General features: G+C 40.5%; 3 protein-coding genes and 1 pseudogene. 2 read left to right on the forward strand and 2 right to left on the reverse strand.

Features of this window, described 5'->3' with window-relative positions:
- Positions 1-113 precede the first annotated feature (113 nt).
- Positions 114-1030: pseudogene (locus tag H6G97_RS49615) on the forward strand (polysaccharide deacetylase family protein).
- Entirely contained in the window at positions 1008-1130 is a 123-nt protein-coding gene (locus H6G97_RS55245) for a hypothetical protein (RefSeq protein WP_277883480.1), read from the forward strand. The pseudogene H6G97_RS49615 and the gene H6G97_RS55245 overlap by 23 nt, the downstream one beginning before the upstream one ends.
- Positions 1131-1391: 261 nt before the next feature.
- Here the strand turns inward: H6G97_RS55245 and H6G97_RS49620 are convergent, their stop codons facing one another.
- Both H6G97_RS49620 and H6G97_RS52075 read right to left on the reverse strand, forming a co-directional pair.
- Positions 1392-2009: a hypothetical protein gene (locus H6G97_RS49620; RefSeq protein ID WP_190947592.1), complete on the reverse strand. Its 618-nt coding sequence runs from the start codon at positions 2007-2009 to the stop codon at positions 1392-1394.
- A 335-nt stretch (positions 2010-2344) separates the two neighbouring features.
- Positions 2345-2575: hypothetical protein (locus tag H6G97_RS52075; RefSeq protein WP_206759184.1), on the reverse strand; the 231-nt coding region annotated here is incomplete at its 5' end.

Below are 2575 nucleotides of genomic sequence, written 5' to 3' on the forward strand. Positions count from 1 at the left end.
TTTAATTCAGCAACTAAAACGCCCAAGTATTCCTATGTGCTTGGTTTGATTTAAATTGTCGTGTGGTAGGGCTACGCCCCGCTCGCTATTTGTTCCAGTTGCGTAAGTCCTGAGTGAAAAAAAATGAGTTGTTTCTGCGGCCAGAAGGAATATTAATTGCACTGCTTGCCTTATGTGGTGTTTTTAGCCTTGCTTTCATGATCCTTCCAAGACCAAATCCTTCAAAGGCTAAGATTAGACAAAGTAGTATAAATGTCAAGGATGTAGCTGCAAATGTAGGAACTCAGCAGCAGATTGAAAAATTAAAGGCGGCGATGCTTACAAGCTGGCAACAAGAAGCACACAAAAAAGGACTATCCTACGCTATACCATTACGTTTTCAAGGGGCAATAGTTAATGCGGCAAAACTAACTAAAGGGGAGAAAGTAATTGCTCTCACTTTTGATGATGGGCCTTGGCCCCAAACCACAGAGCAAGTGCTAGATATTCTGAAATCAAATAACATTAAAGGGACGTTTTTTGTCGTCGGTCAGAACCTAAAAAATTATCCAAAATTAGGAAAGCAGATTGTCTCTCAAGGTCACGTGATTGCCAATCATACTTGGCATCACTGGTATCACTCGTTTAATCCACAAGCAGCTGCTTTTGAAATTGACCGCACAACAGACCTAATTTATCAAATTACAGGTGTTAAAACAAATCTTTTCCGACCGCCTGGTGGCAACCTTCATAATGGATTAGCTGCTTATGCTAAAGGCCAAAAATATACTGTAGTGATGTGGTCTGCTGATTCCATAGATTACAAATTGCCAACGTACCAAAGTTGATCGATAACGTAATTAAAGATTCAAAACCTGGTGGGATTGTGCTAATGCATGATGGTGGCGGCAATCGTTCTAAAACTGTACAAGCTTTACCAGAAATTATTAGCAATTTTAGAAAGCAAGGCTATGACTTTGTTACTATTCCAGAACTTTTAAACATGGAAGATGCAGACCAAAAGTCGGTTGCTAACTACCCTAACGAGTGATGAGCGTTGTGGTGTAATGCTGGAGTTTGAGGATGTTGAACCTCAAAAGCTTCCTCAACTGGTGACAGATGCGCCCCAGTGGACTGAGTGGATGGCGTGAGAAAGTTGGTCACAAAAAGCGACGCTTTATGTTGTTCCGTCAAAATTAGAGATGTTCACGCCTTAAGTGAAGCCTTGGGGACATGGCTGCCTTCATAAAAGTATCATGCGATCGCTTCAGTAAGTCGCTGATGGCAAGATAAAGATGTAGCATTCTTCTTTAATCGAAAAAAAAATCGGCGGACTAATAGTCTTGTCGCCGAAGTCTTCAATGTTTTAATTGCTACTGTTTTGTCTGGTTATCAATTCAGATTTCTGACTCTCAATCGCTTGGAGCATTAGGACTTTGTACATCAATATTAGATGAAGCTAAATTAGGAATTTGCCAGTTGAGTTGCTCGGCTTTGAGTACTTCAATCAGTGCAGTTGGAGCAATGAACTCAAGTTCTTGGGTGTTAGGATTCGTTTTAGCAACTAATTGAGTCCCATCTATAATTTTTAGAATTGCTGGCTCTCCGATTGGCAGTTTTAGCCCAGCAACTTTCGCATCATTTGGCAGGTAAATAGCGTCACAATCCCAGTCTTCATCTGTAGTTTCGCCATGACCGAGATAGTAAAGAGAGTTTAGAGTTGAGTTTTCAGGTTTCCGAGCATAGATAGCTAATGGTTTCCCCGTTTCATTGCGACATCTAGCCCAATCTTCTGAAGTCTCCATAGTCTGTTTTTGCAATTCTAAAGCAGCGATTTTCTGCTGTAGCTCTTCTGTAGTATATCCCATTTGTTCTGGGTTTTTCCTAACTTGAATCAGACTATTAAGTGTTTGAACAACTTTTGGATAGTCAGGGCTATCTTCAGAAATTCTATCTGCCCATGAAGGTTGAGCTAGTCCTATAGTGATCACAAACAGCAAGACGATTAAAATAATTTTCCCAGGTTTCATAAGTTTCTTCTTTTGTGAAAGCATCATTTTTTACTAAAAATTTGCTTTGAATGCGAAAACCGTAAATACATCTTCAACATATTGGGATTGACTAATAAAATCAGATACTCTTAATTGTTAAAACCATAAATTAAAGTAATTGCTTTACGAACTGAGCAAACATAAGACATAAAATTTTCTCTTGGCTCCCCCTGCTCCCCTGCAAAAAACAGTTTGCACCTCCTGAATGATTCCTAAACATTAGAGTTACTTTTTACGAGTTTGAGTTAGGTTGGACGAATGAACGCATTGCTTGCTTCACAAAGCGCGATCACTCAAAACCTTGAGACAACAAATCACCCAGCGATATCCTTCCCGCTTTTATAGTTCATAGCTCTGGGTTTCCTCTTGCCTATAGGGACTACTTTCGATTGCTTGGGTGCTTGTGGTGGACGGCATGTTTCACAGTAGAGCGGTCGCACACCAAAGGTTTCTCGTTGTGTGGGTTGCTCGCACTGCTTACACACAAAGTTAAAAATGCGGGTATGAATTTCCCGCTTGTGCGCTCTAACGGTGTACTCTCTGAC

The organism is Nostoc flagelliforme FACHB-838, from assembly GCF_014698065.1.
Lineage (GTDB): Bacteria > Cyanobacteriota > Cyanobacteriia > Cyanobacteriales > Nostocaceae > Nostoc > Nostoc flagelliforme_B.

Coding starts and splice junctions, on each gene's coding strand:
- H6G97_RS49620 (WP_190947592.1), bottom strand. CDS start 2,009: ATGAAACCTGGGAAAATTATTTTAATCGTCTTGCTGTTTGTGATCACT.